The organism is Ahniella affigens (assembly GCF_003015185.1).
Classification (GTDB): domain Bacteria; phylum Pseudomonadota; class Gammaproteobacteria; order Xanthomonadales; family Ahniellaceae; genus Ahniella; species Ahniella affigens.
Genome location: NZ_CP027860.1, coordinates 5955361 through 5971549 on the forward strand (window position 1 = coordinate 5955361; position 16189 = coordinate 5971549).

13 protein-coding genes are annotated in these 16189 nt (G+C 60.4%); 5 read left to right on the forward strand and 8 right to left on the reverse strand.

The window, feature by feature from the left end:
• Nucleotides 1-3: 3 nt before the first annotated feature.
• Nucleotides 4-1542, forward strand: coding sequence for an FAD-binding oxidoreductase (locus C7S18_RS23360; RefSeq protein WP_106893847.1), 1539 nt, complete (start codon nucleotides 4-6; stop codon nucleotides 1540-1542).
• A gap of 54 nt (nucleotides 1543-1596) precedes the next feature.
• On the opposite strand, the gene C7S18_RS23365 is transcribed toward C7S18_RS23360, so the two are convergent.
• From C7S18_RS23365 to C7S18_RS23390, 6 genes are all read right to left on the reverse strand, one after another.
• A complete protein-coding gene (locus C7S18_RS23365) occupies nucleotides 1597-2637 on the reverse strand; it encodes an endonuclease/exonuclease/phosphatase family protein (RefSeq protein ID WP_206207948.1) in 1041 nt (346 codons plus the stop codon).
• Nucleotides 2638-2823: 186 nt separating this feature from the next.
• Nucleotides 2824-3420, reverse strand: coding sequence for a riboflavin synthase (locus C7S18_RS23370; RefSeq protein WP_106893849.1), 597 nt, complete (start codon nucleotides 3418-3420; stop codon nucleotides 2824-2826).
• Between the two features lie 130 nt (nucleotides 3421-3550).
• Nucleotides 3551-6226, reverse strand: coding sequence for a putative bifunctional diguanylate cyclase/phosphodiesterase (locus C7S18_RS23375; RefSeq protein WP_106893850.1), 2676 nt, complete (start codon nucleotides 6224-6226; stop codon nucleotides 3551-3553).
• Between the two features lie 38 nt (nucleotides 6227-6264).
• Entirely contained in the window at nucleotides 6265-6492 is a 228-nt protein-coding gene (locus C7S18_RS23380; RefSeq protein ID WP_106893851.1) for a hypothetical protein, read from the reverse strand.
• Nucleotides 6493-6664: 172 nt separating this feature from the next.
• Nucleotides 6665-7486 carry a DUF4344 domain-containing metallopeptidase gene (locus C7S18_RS23385; protein WP_106893852.1) on the reverse strand — a complete coding sequence of 274 codons (822 nt, stop codon included), beginning with the start codon at nucleotides 7484-7486 and terminating at the stop codon, nucleotides 6665-6667.
• Between the two features lie 199 nt (nucleotides 7487-7685).
• Nucleotides 7686-9299, reverse strand: a complete 1614-nt coding sequence (locus C7S18_RS23390; RefSeq protein ID WP_106893853.1) for an NAD+ synthase — start codon at nucleotides 9297-9299, stop codon at nucleotides 7686-7688.
• A gap of 158 nt (nucleotides 9300-9457) precedes the next feature.
• Between C7S18_RS23390 and C7S18_RS23395 the strand changes: the two genes are divergently transcribed.
• Entirely contained in the window at nucleotides 9458-10114 is a 657-nt protein-coding gene (locus C7S18_RS23395) for a class I SAM-dependent methyltransferase (RefSeq protein WP_106893854.1), read from the forward strand.
• Between the two features lie 310 nt (nucleotides 10115-10424).
• Here the strand turns inward: C7S18_RS23395 and C7S18_RS23400 are convergent, their stop codons facing one another.
• Nucleotides 10425-10805: a phasin family protein gene (locus C7S18_RS23400; protein ID WP_170113458.1), complete on the reverse strand. Its 381-nt coding sequence runs from the start codon at nucleotides 10803-10805 to the stop codon at nucleotides 10425-10427.
• Between the two features lie 177 nt (nucleotides 10806-10982).
• A complete protein-coding gene (locus C7S18_RS25170; protein WP_276309421.1) occupies nucleotides 10983-11114 on the reverse strand; it encodes a hypothetical protein in 132 nt (43 codons plus the stop codon).
• A 112-nt stretch (nucleotides 11115-11226) separates the two neighbouring features.
• Between C7S18_RS25170 and C7S18_RS23405 the strand changes: the two genes are divergently transcribed.
• The 3 genes from C7S18_RS23405 (at nucleotide 11227) to C7S18_RS23415 (ending at nucleotide 15887) form a co-directional block, all read left to right on the forward strand.
• Complete coding sequence (locus C7S18_RS23405; RefSeq protein WP_170113459.1) at nucleotides 11227-12360, forward strand: helix-turn-helix domain-containing protein; 1134 nt, start codon at nucleotides 11227-11229, stop codon at nucleotides 12358-12360.
• Between the two features lie 136 nt (nucleotides 12361-12496).
• Nucleotides 12497-14020, forward strand: coding sequence for a S41 family peptidase (locus tag C7S18_RS23410; protein ID WP_106893857.1), 1524 nt, complete (start codon nucleotides 12497-12499; stop codon nucleotides 14018-14020).
• A gap of 1387 nt (nucleotides 14021-15407) precedes the next feature.
• A complete protein-coding gene (locus C7S18_RS23415; protein ID WP_106893858.1) occupies nucleotides 15408-15887 on the forward strand; it encodes a hypothetical protein in 480 nt (159 codons plus the stop codon).
• Nucleotides 15888-16189 lie beyond the last annotated feature (302 nt).

A 16189-nucleotide genomic window follows, 5' to 3' on the forward strand; every position in this document is an offset into this window, starting at 1 on the left:
GCAATGGCCACAGTTTGGTACGACGCAAATGCCATCACCGTTGGTGCCGGCGAAACTGTTCTCGAGGCCTGCCTTCGGCAAGGCGTCGCGCTGCAATTCTCGTGTCGGGCTGGCGCCTGTCACGTTTGCATGATGCGGGCGCCGGGCGCTCAATTGCCCAAGGCATCGCAAGCCGGACTGGGCGATTCACTCCGCGCCAAAGGCTATTTCCTGCCTTGCAAGTGCCGGCCAGAGGACGATCTCAAGATGTTTCGTCCAGATCCGGCCGACATCGCGTTCGATGCGGTGCTGGTTGAGCGCCATGTGCTGAGTGGCGACGTGCTGCTGCTGCGCTTTGAGCCGCATTGCAATCTGAACGTTCAGCCGGGTCAGCATATCCAGGTGGTGCATCCCAGTGGCACGGCCAGGCCCTACTCAATCGCGAGTTTGCCGAAACATGACTACTTCCTCGATCTTCACGTTCAGTACCGCCCTCGCGGGTTGGTGAGCGCTTGGTTGTGCACCGACGTGCAGCCAGGCGACACCGTCTCGATGCACGCGCCATCGGGCGAATTGAGTCTGCAAGGGTTTGCACCCGATCGGCCGGTACTGATGGTGGCAACGGGAACCGGCGCCGCGCCGTTGTTGGCGCTCGCGCATGAGGCGCTGCTGGCGTCGCCGCGTCGACGCATTCAGTTTGTCCATGGCGCACGCCGACGGGATGGCTTGTATCTGCACGACACGTTGCAGGCGCTGGCGTCGGCCCATGATGGGTTCCGGTATGTGCCGTGCCTGAGCGCTGAGCGGGTCCCCGATATCGCAGAAGGTCGCGTCACCGCGCAGTTCGACCGACTCGATTGGGCGCCGGGTCTCGTCGTTGCAATAGCCGGTCGGCCCGACATGGTTGATTCGGCGCGTGACGCGCTCCGCGCGCGCGGGATCCCGGCGGCGCAAATTGTGGTAGAGCGGTTTCGGAGACGCTGGGTTGAGGACGGTGTGCCCACCGCAAATCCGGAACTTTGGGCAGCGCTCGCGGAAGGGCGGCTCTTGCAAGCCGCGCTCCGAGTTTTTTACGCGCGAGTATTCGCCGATCCGCTGCTGTCGCCATACTTTCGAGGCGTCACCCAGCAGCGGCTCATCGAGAAGCAATATTCATTTCTCAAGAGTCTGATCACGGGCAGTCGCGACTACTTTGGGCAGCGGCCGCGCAATGCCCATCATTGGATGGTGATCTCCGACGACTTGTTCGATTATCGACTGGGCTTGATGCGCGCGGCGCTGATCGAGCAAGGCGTGCAAGAGCCCTGGCTCAGCCACTGCCACGCGCTGGAAGAACGGTTCCGAGCCGATATCGTGAAGGCAGCGTCCGTCCCAAGGCAGATCGATGGCGTCGCGCTTACCGTGGACGGTTTGGCGGTGACGACGCTGGACAGCGGGACGCTTTGCGATCATTGCGAGGCGATCATCGAGCCCGGGACCGAGGTGCGATATCACCAACGACTGGGCACTGTGTATTGCACCAACTGTTCCGCCGCGTCGGATGCCGCAATCGCGGCGACGTGATCTGGCTTTCTGATTCCGAAGCCTTTTGCGGCTGCGACGACTTGGGCGGAATGACTACGGCGTCGCAGGTGGCTCCATGCGGCTCGGTGGCACCTGCACTGCCCAGCCAAAATCAACCACGACGGGGCGATGATCCGAGCAGTGGTTCGACAAGTCGCTCGTCAAGTCATTCGCTTTCAGTGTGGCGTCCGGCAATGTCTCGGTATCCAGCACCAGGGCGTTAAGCACGCTCAATGCATCGCTGTACAGCACATGATCGAGTGGGCGCGACGGGAACTCGGTGTTACGGCCGTCCCAGGTCCAATCGGTCTGGCCATCCGGGCGCACGGCTTCGGCGCGCCGCAAATGTCGGCTCGGATCAGCAAGATGCGCTCCGGCAATCGTTTCGACCGGCATCATGCCCTGAACGTTGTTGAAGTCGCCCGATACGATCACGGCGGTTTGGTGCGTCCAGGTCTGGTCCAGCGTGTCTCGGATCGTCATGGTCTCAGCACGTCGCCGGCGTTCTTGCCAGGCGCCGGGACTGTTGCCGCAACATTGCAGGTCCATGCCCACTACGATCAATGTGAACGGCGTGAACTCAAGCTCTGCTGCGGCTACGGGAATACCGAGGCTCAGGTTGAATTCCAGACTGCGGCGTTCCAAGCCGGCGTCGGCCAACCATTCCTGCCGATGCGAATCGGCATAACCCAGTTGATCAAAGGCGTCGAGGCGTCGACTCGGCTGGCGGGAGATCACCGCAGCGCGTTGGTAGATGCCACCACCCTGACCCAGCACAACCTGCCACGTGTCGCCGTCGATCTTGGTGGCGAATGTGACGAGTGACTCATGCGTCACGTCTTTGGGTAATTCGTCGAGCATGATCACGTCGGCCTTGGCGGCGCGCAAGATCGCCAACATGTCGGACTGGCGCTCAATAAAATTCTCGCGCGACACGTTCCAACTGAGATAGCGAAATGCCGTGTCGGGGGCGCGTTCCAACTGCTGGGCAAAGGCTGAGCCCAGCCCCAGCAGCACCAGCATCCCGCCAAACAGCACGTGCTGCAGCCGGTTGATACTGGTTTGTCGCAGTCCGCCCAAATGCAATCGTTTCAAGGTATTTATCAGATCATTTGCCATCATCCGACTTTCCCGAGAAATCGCACTTTCGCCAAGTGTGTACAGCCATCGTTGACGATTGCTGACGAAATTCTGTGATCCAGTCTGCACTGATCCTGCAAAGTTTTACGAATCAGCACTTGCGCGGACTTGGCGTTCGTGATCTCCCAACGCGGATGCCGCCTACTGAAATGCGCGCATGCGCGCGACATAGCGGGCAATCAAGTCGATTTCCAGGTTTACCGGGTCGCCAACGTTGCAGAGTCCAAGCGTGGTAACGACCGCAGTATGCGGAATGATCGCGACGTCGAATGTGTCGCGGGTCACGGCGTTGACAGTCAGGCTCACGCCATCAACCGCAATCGAACCTTTTTCCGCAATGAATGGCGCCAACGCGACGGGCATCTGAAAGCGCATCCGAATCGCGCGTGCATCGTGCTGCCGGTCCACCAGTTGCCCGACGCCGTCGACATGACCGCTGACCAAGTGGCCGCCTAATGCATCGCCCATTCTGAGTGAGCCCTCCAGATTGACGCGCTGACCCGCCTGCCAGTGTTGCAGCGTGGTTCGTGACAATGTCTCAATGGACACGTCGTAGGCGAGCATCGTGCCGTCCTTGCCGACCACAGTCAGACAAACGCCGGCATGCGCGATGCTGTCACCCAATTGGACTGTAGTGATACCGGGCAGATCGCGGCTGTCGACCAACAGGCGGCAGTCGCCGCCGCGGGTTTCGGTCGTGATGATCGTGCCCATGGCTTGAACTAATCCCGTAAACATGGGTAATCCTGTGGCGAAAACAGCATTGTCGCATTCGCGGCAGGCACTTGGCCAAGTCGATCATGAATATGAAGTTGTGACGGGTGTATTGAGTCCCGTAGCGAGCCTTGTTCAGCGAGGGTCTGATCGCTCAGCGCGCTTCCCGCTCATGATAGCGGCCACCTAGCCAGGGCAAGAGATGCTCGGCTGGCATGGCCTTCGACAGAGCCTGCCCAAGCCCATAGACGCAGCCCTGATCGATCAGGAACTCTTTCTGTGCTTCGGAATCTACGCCCGCTGCAATCACGCGGGTGCCGACCGCCTCAGCGGCTGCGATAACGCCGCGGACGAGCGCGTTGGCGCGTGACCCGGGGCCGAGCCGGGCAACCAGATCGCGAGCCAGCACAATGGTGTCGAACATGGGCTCCTGCAATGCAGCGAGCGAGGAGCCACGCCCACCGAAATTCGCGAGTGCCAAACGCGCACCCACTTGTCGCAATTCGCGCAAACGCTGAAAGCCCTGGCCGCCCTCGCTAAACAAGGTGGTCTCGGTCACCGAGAACATCAAGTTTACCGGTGGAATTCCGAGTTCGTCGGTTCGTTGCTGCGTGCGTTCGGCCAAACCACCGAGCAGTAGCAGAGAGCCGTTAACCGGTGTCAATAGCGATAGCGATGCTGCCGCCGGCAGGAAACGCAGTACCGACGCATACTCGCGCTCGGCCGCGCTGATAACCCACTCCGCGACTTTCAACCCGAGCGGGTTGCCGCTCGCGATCACTTCGCGGACGCGCTCAATCGGAAACGCCGCACGGGCCGGGTCAGACCATCGGAGCCTGGGCCGCAGGCCAAACGGAAAACCGTCAATCAAACCAATGATGGGTTCGAGCTGTACTTGGAATCGGCCTTGCGCCATGGCTTCCGGTAACGCGGATTGCAAGGCAAGCCAGGCCATCGCCTGCTCATGCTGCTCCACGGCGAACAGTTCGTAGCGCTTGGGGCCATGCTGATCACGCGCGCGTGAACAGGCGGTGTCTGCGTCCCGAAGCAATTCGTGTGCGGTGGCGCCCGTTCGGCTCAAAGCGACGCCAATGTCGAGGCTCACCGGCATTCGGTGCTGGCCGAGCTGCAACGGCTCGGCAAAGGCCGCATGAATCTGATCGATCCGATGATCCAGGACCGAAGCGTCCAGCAACGCCGCAAATTCTTCTGCATTGAGGCGGGCCAACGCCGTGTCGGTACCAAGCGTCTGGCGCAGCCGCTCGGCCGTCAGGATCAGGGCCTGATCACCAAAGCTGTGGCCCAGGCTGTCATTGATCTGCCGCAGTGCGGTCAGCGCCAGGACCAACACGCCGTGTTGACCGACGGGAGCCCCGCTCAGCGCCCTGGTCACCCGGTCCAGAAACAGATCGCGATTTGGCAGATGGGTCAGGGCGTCATGCAGAGCCTCAAAGCGCATCTGGTCTTCGAGCTGGTGGTGCTCGGTCACGTCACGCAGATTGAGGACGATGCCGGCGAGCTCTGGGTCCCGGCGACGATCGCTCATCGTGATCTCGACCCAGATCATGCCCGACCCTTGCGGCAGCAGTCGCAGCATCAACTTGCGACTGCTGCGGCCTGTGATCCCGCCCAGTTCGGCCAGCGACTGTCGCAGTGAATCGGCGTCGTCCGGTGCAAGGAACTCCAGAATCGAACGATCGAGCAGGCGCGCCACCGGGAGCCGCAACAAGCGTCCCACCGCCGGGCTTGCATACAGAATCCGATAGTTTGCGTTCAGCACGGCAATGCCTTCGGCGGCGTTCTCGATCAGCTTGGCGAGCTTCGACTCAGAAGCGAGGCGGTCCTGCTCGACCTGTAGCTGGCTATGCAAATGGTGCGCCAGCGCCTGGCGCAGCACCACAAACACCGTCAACACCAAGCCGCCAACCAGCAGCATGCGCAGTGTGCCGAGCTGCCCGCTCCAGGCCATCACGGCAATCAGACCATAGCCGATCAACAGAAAGAGATAGGGCAGCGCTGGCAGCGAGGCCTGCCGCCGAATCGGTGCTTGCGACCAATCCGGGTGAAACCGGTAGTGCCACTCACCCGCGGCGACCAGGAGCAAGGCCTGCAGGAACCAGAAGATCCGTGGCCACGTTGGAACCGTCGTATCGCTGCTCAGCAATTGCTGCAGAATCCAGGTCAAGTCGCCGGCCAGGCTGGCAAGCAGCGAGAGGCCGAGAAACAGGTAGACCTGCCGCGCGCTGCCAATTGGCAGGCGAAGCAACATGGTAGCGGCGGCCACAATGGTCAGCAGATTGCCGATGGCGTAAGCCAGCGCCACCACGCCGGCACGCGGATCGGACTGTCGTGCCAGCCCGGGTGCAATGGCCAGCAACCAGATCAACATGCCGCCACCAACTACCACGATGCCAGCATCGAGCAAGAACCGCACCGTTTCGGCGCGCGACTGCAAGTGTTTCGGCAACAGCAGAATACTGGCGGTAATGAGCGGAAAATAGCTCAGATAGAAATAGTCGGAGACGCCAAAGGCCGGGTTGCTGCGCGATTGGAAGAACGCTACGGCCCAACTGATTTCACCGCCAAGTATTGCCGCGATTGCCAACGTCAGGCAGGTCCACGCCAGATGTTCGCGCCCTTTGGCACGGCGTGCCGCAAAGCCGAAAAACGCCAGTGCGGCGAGCAGCAAGGGCAGCCGATCGATGGAGCCGATGGCAGCTGGCGCCAGACCGGACATGACCAGCAACAGGAGCCAGAGCAGCCCGACCAGAAGCGTCGCCGCCGTGAATCGCAGCGGCACTCGGAACATTCGGCCCGGCGCGTTTGGCATGACGTTTTTGATCAGCGTCCCACCCTGTTTGGTTGCGACTACGAGCCCGCGCCGATCAGATTCTTGATGACCAGCGCGATTTCGTCCTTCGTGCCGGTGACCATCACCTGGGTGTCTCTGGAGAAACCGGTACCAATCGTGACGGCCCACTCGAACCCGTCATTGCCGTCGTCGTCCATCTTTGGGTACGACTCCGGCTTGGTGATCAGCATGACGCGATTGGCATCGATGACGTTGCCATTTGGAAGCTTGACCCAGCGTTGCATGATTGGTCCTGTCTGAAAGGGAGCTATTGCCTGTTCGCCGCAGACTGCTACCAAACCCGGATTTTTGCAACAGCGTACTCATGGGGCGCACTGGCTCGGGCGTCAACCGGCGCGTTGCCTTAGCGCCAGAATATCGCCGACATGAACACTGATCCCGATGCGGGCCGTTGGGTCAGCGCTGACTGCCACCTGAGCGTTTCTTGATCACCTTGCGGGCAGGCGGCGCGTCGGCCACCAAGTGATCGTCGAGCAGCCGGCCCCAGGATCGGCTGAGCTGATCGTATTCGTCGGCACAGCCCTCGGCGCGATCTTCGGGCAGAAACCCATCGTCGACGAGATCGCTATAGGCTTCCGGATCTCGGCCGTAGGACCAGCACAGGATGTTGTAGAGCCGCTGCGAGTTCAGCGAATGCGCGTCCGCGAATGTGTCGTCGTCGGCTTCTTCTTCGTCAGACCATCGAGCGAATGTCTCGGATACGGCGACCAGGGCGCTCTCGGAATCTTCACTGCCATCAGATAGGAGCAGGACTGCAAGTTGGTCGACCGCATCCTCTTCCTTGCCGGTGATCGGCAGATCGAGAACGTGCGTGAGCGCATGACCGACTTCATGGCCCAGGAAAAAGAGCAGCGTGCCGGCAACCAGGTCATCGAGCTCGTCCTCGGATTTCTCGTCGGCAAACATCTCGACGACTTCCTCGGCCATTTCGAAGCACATGGTGACGCGCTGTTCGTCCGGGTCGTAGAAGGCATTGGATTCGCCACATTCGTCGAACGTCAGCGCAACGGCTGTGGGAATCCGGACCATCTGGTTCAGACCATCGGCGATTTCCTCCAATGCCCGCGCTTCGCGGAACGCCTTGTTCCAGTCGCGATACTCACGGTTGGTGACCTTGGCATAGTCGGCGTAGAAGCCGGCGGGTCGCCGTGCGGCGGCGTCGGCATGGCCAATGGCGGCGAGGCACAGCAGGGCGAGGCCCAGGATCCGAGTGTTCATGCGGTGCTCCACATCGATCAGGTGGTGGGTGCCGGCAACCAGGCGGACGTGGCGCCGCGTCCCGACCTCCGGATTGGAACACCGACAGGCGGCATTTCTCAATGTCTTCCCGGCCGAATTCAGATCAACTTCGGTGCCAGAAGCCCCGATCACCGCGCGTCACCCCGGGGTGTTCTGCCGCGTCGCTCCGGATGGACGGTCAGCGCCAGCCAGTGGTGATCGGATATCGGCGGTCACGGCCAAACGCCCTGCGGGTAATGCGCGGGCCCGGCGCCGACTGTCGGCGCTTGTACTCGTTTCGAAGCACTAACCGGACGACGCGCTGAACGGTGGCCTCGTCAAACCCTTCGGCGATAATTTCGGCCCGGGATTTGTCGTGCTCGATGTAGCGCATCAGGATCTGGTCGAGCATCTCATAGGGCGGCAGTGAGTCCTGATCGGTCTGGTTGTCGCGGAGCTCGGCCGATGGTGGGCGGGTGATGACGACTTCGGGAATGGCGGGCGATACGGTGTTTCGGTAGCGGCACAGATCCCAGACTTCGGTCTTGTACACATCCTTCAACGGCGCAAAGCCACCGCACATGTCGCCGTACAACGTGGCGTAGCCACAGGCCATCTCGCTCTTGTTGCCGGTGGTCAGCACCATGGCGCCGAATTTGTTCGACAGGGCCATCAGAATCATGCCCCTGATTCGGGCCTGCAGGTTTTCTTCGGTAATGTCCGGTGCGCGCCCGGCAAACAGCGGTGCCAGGGTGTCGCGATACGCCTGAAACGGTTGCTCGATCGGCACCACGTGATAGGCCACGCCGAGCATCTCGGCCTGCGTGGCCGCTTCGTTCCGGGACAAATCAGACGTGTAACGGGACGGCATCATCACCGCCGTGACCCGGTCCTTGCCCAAGGCATCGACCGCGAGCGCCAGAGTGAGTGCGGAATCGACGCCGCCGGACAGGCCGAGCAGCACTCCCGGGAATTTGTTCTTGTCCACATAGTCCCGAATACTCCGGACCAGGGCGGCGTACAGGCGCGCATCATCGGACGCCTCGGGCTTGGGCCAGTTCAGCGGTTCAAAGCGCCGCGCCTCCGAATCATAGTCGACGTACAGCAAGTGGTCTTCAAACGCCGGAGCCGGCGGGCTCAGGCTGCCATCGGGCGCGGCCACGAACGCGCCGCCATCAAACACGAGATCGTCCTGACCCCCGACGATGTTGACGTAAGCGATGGGCACCTGATGGGTCTTCGCGCGGGCCGATACGACCTGATGCCGGCGCGCGCGATTGATCGGGTCAAAGGGTGACGCATTGATCACCAATAGTGCCTCGGCGCCGGCTTGCATCGCCCGGCGGGCCGGAAATTCCTCCCAGATGTCCTCGCAGATCAATGGGCCAAACCGGACGCCATCGATCTCGACGACGGCGGCCTGATCACCAGCGTCGAAGTAACGCTTTTCGTCGAAAACCGTGTAGTTGGGCAGCGCCTGCTTGCGATAACGGACGAGGGTTCGACCATTCCGGATCCAGCTCATCGCGTTGAAAAACTGGTCGCCTTCGCTGATCGGATGGCCGATGACGGCATCGATTCCCTGAATCAGCGGCACAATCCTGGCCAGCTCACGGTCGCAGGTCTGCACGAAACTCGGGCGCAGAAACAAGTCTTCGGCCAGGTACCCGGACAGCGCGCATTCGGGGAATAGAATCAGTTTGGCGCCGCCCTGCCGCGCCGTTTCGGCCAGCGCGACCATCCGGTCGGCATTGGCGTCAATCGCGCCAACGTGAAAATCAAACTGGGCGAGGGCGATGCGAATCTTGGCCATCCAGGGTCTCCTGCGAGTGGCCGCGAGCGTATGGCAATCGCCCGGGCAAAGAAAGCCGGGGCGGGGTCGATTACCCCGGCGAGGGGCCCGTTTTGGCCGTACCGGGTAGACAAGGAAACGGCTTCCCGTATGATCACCGGCGTTTGTGGAACGAATGCATGGTTATCAAGACGGACAAACTCAAAGCCACCCTGAAGGCCAGACGCGCCCAGGCGGAGACTGCCTGGACCTTTTTCCAGCAGTGGCTGAAGGCGCCGTTGACCACCGCAGCGATCTCGCCGAGCAGCAAAGAGTTGGCCGCGGAGATGATGCGCGAAGTTCCGAAGGATTCGAAGTATGTGGTCGAACTCGGGGGCGGCACGGGGGTATTCACCGAGGCGCTGCTGGAGCACGGTATCGCGGGCGAGCGCCTGCTTGTGTTCGAGTTGAATGAGACCTTGCACCTGCATCTTCGCACCCGGTTCCCGCAGGCGAACGTAGTGTGCGCCGATGCGCGGGAGTTGCCCAAAGTGGTCGAGCAAGCCCACTTCTGTGCGCCGGGTGAGGTTGACGTGATCGTTTCGGGGCTCGGCTTACTGTCGATGTCGAAAGAGTTGCAGCAGGACATTCTCGAAGCGGCATTTGCCGTGCTGGCGCCTCAGGGCCGGCTCGTGCAATTCACGTATGGCCCAACGTGCCCGGTCAAGCGCGAAGTCATGAAAGCCTTGGGTTTGCACGCGCGCCGCACCGGCTGGACCATTTGGAATGTGCCACCCGCGTCGGTGTATGTGATCAAGCGATCGGTCGCGAAGCGCGTCAAAGCCGTGCGCGCCTGAGTGCCGACGCCACGCTCGTTGTCATCGATCTGAAACGTTTCCGATCCGGAAAAAAACGAGGCCAGCGATTTCTCGCTGGCCTCAAATGACGTTGCGCGCAATACAAAGGGGAGGGAGGACTATGCGCAACGTCTTCCACGCAAACTTTGCTACTGACGGGAAGCTTACACAGGCTTCACTGACAGCTCGGTGAACGAAAAAGTTCACCGTCAGCGGATGTAGGTCGAAAGGCGCTTGACACGCCGCTCGGGCGACGCCGATGACCGTTCGTCCGCCAAGCAAGCGGTCATGAGACCGCTTGCTGCGCGAATTACTTCGCGGCCTTCTTCGCAGCCGGCTTCACGAATGCTTCGTTGGCGGCTTCGATTTGGCCTTTGAACAGGGCCGTGATCGCTTCGTTGGTCTTGGTGACGACGCCGATGACTTCCTGCGAACGCGCGATCGTGGCTTCGGTCGCTTCGCGGGTCAGCGCGATCGATTCCGGCAGCAGCGACTTCGCGGCTTCGAGGCCACGGGCTTCGGTAGCCTTGCCAAAGAATACGGCGTTTGCATTCACGCGCTCTTCCAGAGCGGCGATCTGAATGCCGACAACTTTCTCGAAACCTTCCATGGCGAGGCCGTGAGCCTTGAACGAGGCATCGGCGAACTGCTTGCTGGCTTCAATCAGCTTGGTGTTGAACTGTTCGAACATTGCTTTGCCCTCCACGCTCACCATGAGCGGGTTACCACGAAACTCTAGCAAAGTGTTTTGTGCAGTGCAACAAAAATCATGAACGGCCGTTCATGAATACGCTTGCAGCATACGTCCGGGGCATCCCAACCGCTTATTGCGTTGCGGAATATTTGCCTTTGGGAGCGGGTCCACCCGTCACCCCATATGTTGGATTTCAAACAGCATCGAGCGGGCACTGCGCGACAGCATGCGGCCGAGGTCCGCCGGCAGCGCGAGCGCAATGCGTGGCTGCGCTTCGCTCCAGGCCTGAAACTCCTTTCGGCTCATGATCCGGAGGGTGCATTCGCTGAGCGCGGCGGGGACATTCAGCCCAATACGGCACAGCTGCTAAGGTTTGCGCTCCCCCTACGCCACGAGTCAGATGATCCAGTTCGGCAGCATGAGCATCACCCTGCTGATCGGCGCCTTGTTTGGGCTGCTGATCGCCAGCCTGCTCTGGTTCAGTCCCGCCAATCGACGGGCAAACCGATTCCTCGCCTTGCTGCTTGTCGTGATCGTGCTCAGGATGTTCCCGTACATCATCGGCTACGCGGGGTTCTACGACGCCTATCCGTGGTTGTCGTTCTTTCCGTACAACTGGTCGCTCGCGATTGGGCCGTTGATCTACGCCCACGTCCGCGAACTCAGCGGACAACCCCTGCGCCCACGGGAAGCCTGGCATTTTGTGCCCGTGTTCGTTCAGGCGATTTACTACACGGTGATCTTCGCGCAGCCCGTCGCGTTCAAGAATGACTGGGATGACACCTGGGAGGTGCCGCTGATCGGCCCCATCCTGGTCGAACTCACGTTCATGTCGATCGGCTACTACTGGTGGCGCTCACATCAGCACTACCGTCGCTACCAGGATTGGTTGGCCACCCATCACAGCCAGCTCGAAGAGCACAGAATGGACTGGTTCCGACACTTTCTGCTCGCGCTCGCGCTGACGCTGGTGTTTTGGCTCGCGATGGTTCTGATCGATCACTGGATCATGGAGCTGGACTACTTCCAGCGGTTTCCGTTTTATGTATGGCTGGGGCTGCTGGTGTACTACCTGGGCACCGAGGGGTATCGGCATGCGCGGCATCAGTTTCCGGTGTTTGGTGCAATCGACCCAGCGCCACTGGCGGCCCGCGTACCCCTGCCAGAGCGGCCTTTGCCAGAACCGGCGACCCGGTCTGAACCAGACTGGCCTTCTCGCGCTAACGCATGGCGGGACCGATTGGTTGCGGCAGGGTGGTGGCGGGATCCGGAGCTCACGTTGGCGAGTCTGGCCCGGAAGCTCGGCACGAACACGACCGATCTGTCGAAGGCAATCAACGACGGTCTCGGTATGAATTTCAACGAACTGATCAATCGGCTGCGGGTCGAGGCAGTCAGCCATAAGCTGATCGACACGCCTGAATCCGGGCTCCTGGACCTGGCGCTGGAATGTGGCTTCAGCTCCAAGGCGAGTTTCAATCGCTGCTTCAAGCGCTATACCGGGCTGACCCCATCGGCGTACCGCGATGCGGCTCAGCGGCAGGCGGAGTGACCGCAGGGTTGTCGCAGGTGCGAGGCGCAGAATCCAGGCACCGTCTCAAATCATACATTTCTGCGGAAAATCAGGGTCTTGAGGCGCGTCCGGGCGGGCTGAGGACGACGATAGTCGGGTCCTTCAGGAGCCAAAGATGTCCGCCATCCCCGCTGCGTTCTATCGCCGATCCGGTTTTGCCAACAGCCTCATCGTGGCCGCCCTGTGCCTGCTACTCACGGTCAGCAGCGCCCTCGCACACCCGCCCCCAGGCGTCGAAACGATCAGCGCCGAGGCCGCAATGCAGGATGCCCGCGTCCTGAAGCGCGCGCTGAACGAGCTTCACCCCGGCCTGACCAAATACCAAACCGAAGCCGAATGGCTGGCGGATCAGCAACAGTTCGACGCTGAAATCGCCAAGGCGACCACCGTCACCGATCTCTATCTCGCCGCCAGCAAACTGGCAGCGAGCATCCGCTGCGGGCATACCTGGACCAACGTGCTGAACCAGGAAGGCCCGATCAAGGTGGCGTTGCTGGAGAAGGCCAACAAGTTGCCGTTCAAAGTGATTTGGGTCGAGAACCGCTTTCTGGTGATCTCCAGCGCGGATGCAAACGTACCGGTTGGCGCCGACATCCTCCGCATCAATGGGCAGACACCCACCGAGATTCGCGACCGACTCTGGCCGTACCTGCGCGCCGATGGCAACAGCGACAGCAAACGCCTCCGCCAAATCAGCCACGACCGCTTCGACTACAGCCAGATGGATATCTTGTGGCCGCTGTTGAGCCCGCCGAAGAACGGCCGATGGCAGATCGAATTTCAAGATCGCGGCCGTACGCAGCAAGTCAGCGTCGCCGCAGTCAGTTTCAAGACGCGCCAAGAACGCCTCGCCGGCAAAGATCGCGCACCCGACTCCGAAGCGTGGACGTTTCGCATGGACGGAGACTTAGCGATCATGACCTTGCCAACGTTCTCGTTCTATAACAGCGATTTCGATTGGCAGGCATTCTTTACGACGCACTTTGCCGAGCTCAATGCGAAGAATGTACCGAACCTCGTCATTGATCTACGCCTTAACGAAGGCGGAGACGGCGCGATTGCTGCCGCACTCGTGCAACACGTGCTGCATGCCCCGGTCAAAATCCGCTCCGAGCAATCCGCGACCCGCTACGAACGCGTGCCCTACATCCTGGCCAAGTATCTGGACACCTGGGATTACAGCTTCTTCGACCGCACCGGCCAAGTCCGCCCGATCACCGACGGCCCACAGAAGGGCATGTTGGAATTCCTGCCCAAAGCGAAAGGCGAACAAACCTTCGCGCCGTTAGATCCGAATTACCGCGGCCGCGTGTTCGTACTCATCAGCGGCGAAAACAGCTCAGCCGGCTTTATGGCGGCGCAGCTGTTTCGAATGGCGGGCACCGCCACTTTGGTGGGCCAAACAACGGGCGGCAATCAACGCGGCCTAAACGGCGGACAGTTGACCTGGGTGACCCTGCCGAACAGCGGTGTCTCCGTAGATATCCCGCTTCTGGCCAGCCGCTATGATTTCAGCACGCCCGATGCAGCGATCGAACCTGATGTGTTGGTGGCCCGCCACTTTGAGGCACAACGCGACAGCGTGGATGAGGAGCTAGCTGCGGTGCGCCTTGAGCTCGCCAAGCAGCCGGCGGACTAAGCAAGCCCAGCCCCGCGTCGTCGCAGACAACAGGCAGCGCAACCAATAGCCGGCGAGGCGCAATTCGCGCGCCGCGCCCCGCGCCCCCACCTACTATTGTCGTCACCCCGGACTTGATCCGGGGTGAGGTTCAATCTGACGAAATCGTGCCATCGTGCGAATCGATGAAGCAACGCCACCTCGAATTGCGGACGACGAGGCCACCGAGCCTCGCGTCGCCAAATCCGACCAGCGATAGCCCCGACGGCGCAAGCCGCGCCTAGCGCACTCACCAACCATTGTCGTCATCCTGGAAGCCGCGCAGCGGATTCCGGGATCCAGGGCGATCTCGCCGCACTGCAACGGTGATCCGACAGCCTCATTCGCACAGGCTCGACTACGAACCCCTAGGCTCTCCGATCATGTTTAACGTAGATCATTCACATCTATGACCAAAATGACGATCCGCCTCCTCCATGCGCAAACTGTCTCCCACTTCTCACCCCGGACTTGATCCGGGGTGAGGTTCAATCTGGCGACAACCTGCCATGGTGCGAACCAATAGCGCCACCAAGACTCATATCACCGTATCTCGGCAACGAAAGCACCCACGGCGCAAGCCGTACCCCGAGCCCTCGCGAACTATTGTCGTCATCCTGGAAGCCGCGCAGCGGATTCCGGGATCCAGGGCAATCTCGCCGCACCGCAACGGTGATCCGAAAGCCTCATTCGCGCAGGCTCGACCACGAACCCCAGGGTTCTCCGATCATGTCTAACGTAGATCATTCACATATATGACCAAAATGACGATTCGCCCCCGCCATGCGCAAACTGCTTCCCACGTGTCACCCCGGACTTGAACCTGGGTGAGGTTCAATCTGGCGAAGTCATGCCATGGTGCGAATCAATGGCGCCAGCAAGTCTCCTTTCTCGTGGCCCCAGCAACGAAGGCCCCCACGGCGCAATCCGCGCCCCACGCTCCGACCAACTATTGTCGTCACCCCGGACTTGATCCGGGGTGAGGTTCAATCTGGCAACGTCATGCCATGGTGCGAATCAATTGCGCCGCCAAGTCTCCCTTCGTCTGGTCCCAGCAACGAATGCCCCAACAGCGCAAGCCGCTCACCGAGGCCACACATGCCGATTGTCGTCAGTCCGGACATGCCGACAGTGCGAGTCGAATCCAAACAACTCCAGTGTATCCATCAGATATTGTGTCGCAGTGGTAAACGAACCAGCTGCAAGCTGATCCTCCATCAACGCCGGAACGACCTGCGGGCTCATGTCGACATACTTGTAGCCTGCTACCGCCGACTCCCTTGAATTCAACCACCGAAAGAAGCAAGATCTAGGCCACTCATTCTACAGCTTCGTTAGGCATCTCAAACTTAGACACCGAGCCACCCAAATGTCCAGAAAATCAACGTTTGCAGACCAGGCTTTTCGTCGGCTCGACTATGACCCAGACGACCAAGGTGACTTTCAACCAGGACTTGTCTTCGTCATCATGCCGCTGGCAGGAAGTGATATGGACGAGGCGTATGCTGCGATTAAAGATGAGTGCGCAAAGCTCCAACTTACGGCAGTGCGAGCTGATGAAAATCCTGGCTCAGGTATTGTTCTTGGAGACATAACCGAACTTATAGAGCAAGCGGAATTCATTATTTGCGACTTGACGCGAGAGAGGCCAAACGTCTACTACGAGCTTGGCTATGCGCACGGCGTTGGAAATGAAGCTTTGGACATACTCCTGATAGCCAGAGAGGGAACTTCGCTTCATTTTGACATCGCGCCCTTGAGGGTCAGATATTACGGTAACTCCGAGGAACTACGAGCAATCGTCTCAGGGCAGCTTGAGAGAATGATTAAAGGCACCCGACGCAATTGACGGAGATGCCTAACCATTCGCTCAACCGGACATTTTGCGACGTAGGGCAATCGGGCGAGAATGAAATGAAACCCAATTGCCCTACGCCGCAAAATGCCGGTTAGCTCAAACGCTAGGCCTGACATATACACCCGATGAGCTACTCCGCTGTTGTCTACAAAGTAATGATCGCATCGCCCGGTGACGTTTCTGCTGAGCGGAGCATCGTCCGAGAGGTGCTGTCGGAGTGGAACGTAGTGAACGCGGACGTCCGACGGCAGGTCCTACTGCCGATTGGATGGGAAACACACTCCGTGCCTGAG